This window comes from Burkholderia sp. 9775_39 (genome assembly GCF_015712225.1).
In the GTDB taxonomy this organism is placed as follows: Bacteria; Pseudomonadota; Gammaproteobacteria; order Burkholderiales; family Burkholderiaceae; genus Burkholderia; species Burkholderia cenocepacia.
In genome coordinates this window covers 1-388 of the sequence record NZ_JACCQC010000119.1, presented here as the reverse complement: position 1 = coordinate 388, position 388 = coordinate 1, and the positions used below count along the sequence as shown (strand labels likewise).

Below are 388 nucleotides of genomic sequence, written 5' to 3'. Positions count from 1 at the left end.
CATAAGGTAGGTGAAACGGAGATTGGAGTGAAAAAGTTTCGATGGGTCGTTCTGGTTGTCGTGGTGTTGGCTTGCTTGCTGCTTTGGGCGCAGGTATTCAACATGATGTGCGATCAGGATGTACAATTTTTCAGCGGAATTTGTGCCATTAACCAGTTTATCCCGTGGTGATATCATTTTTTCAGCACTAGATTTTCTTCCTCTCCAGCAGTGGTAGAATAGCGCCTCTACTCAGAGGTGGTGAAATGAACGAAGTTGTAAATTCAGGCGTGATGAACATTGCGTCTTTGGTTGTATCGGTGGTGGTTCTTCTTATCGGGCTCATCTTGTGGTTTTTTATCAATCGTGCCAGTTCACGGACTAACGAACAGATTGAACTGCTTGAGGC

At 44.8% G+C, this 388-nt stretch carries 2 protein-coding genes; both read left to right on the top strand.

Annotation, left to right across the window (positions count from 1 at the left end; translation table 11 throughout):
- Window positions 1-27: 27 nt before the first annotated feature.
- Complete coding sequence (mgrB, locus tag H0X90_RS35565; RefSeq protein WP_000714550.1) at window positions 28-171, top strand: PhoP/PhoQ regulator MgrB; 144 nt, start codon at window positions 28-30, stop codon at window positions 169-171.
- Between the two features lie 74 nt (window positions 172-245).
- On the top strand, window positions 246-388 hold a 143-nt coding region (locus H0X90_RS35560; RefSeq protein ID WP_215727358.1), incomplete at its 3' end, for a YebO family protein.